At 68.6% G+C, this 309-nt stretch carries 1 protein-coding gene; it reads right to left on the bottom strand.

Features of this window, described 5'->3' with window-relative positions:
* On the bottom strand, positions 1–287 hold a 287-nt coding region (locus tag GBG68_RS14005), incomplete at its 3' end, for an HD domain-containing phosphohydrolase (RefSeq protein ID WP_193222357.1).
* Positions 288–309 lie beyond the last annotated feature (22 nt).

Raw genomic sequence — 309 nt, 5'->3', positions numbered from 1 at the left:
GCCTCGACAATGCGCGCCACCGCCGCCCGTGCCGGCGTGCCGCGCAGCACCTCCGCGCCGCGTTCGGGGTGGCGCTGAAATTCCGCCTGGATCGCCCCCTGCAAACGCAGCTGCGGGGTCTTGCGGCATTCTTCAGTGAGGGATAGCTCGCCGAGCTCATGGGCCAGCGCCGCGGCCCGCAGTTCCTGCACCCGCGCCTCGCTCAATTTCAGGAAACGGGCGAACACCTGGACCAGGTCCGCCACCCGCCGCGCAGGCCCGCTCTTGTGAACATCAAGCTTCGCCATACCCTCCAGCAGAGGCATGAAC

Origin of the sequence: Alkalilimnicola sp. S0819 (assembly GCF_009295635.1) — a bacterium.
In the GTDB taxonomy this organism is placed as follows: Bacteria; Pseudomonadota; Gammaproteobacteria; order Nitrococcales; family WHIW01; genus S0819.
The sequence above is the reverse complement of the archived record's forward strand: the minus strand, read 5'-3'. Positions and strand labels throughout refer to the sequence as shown.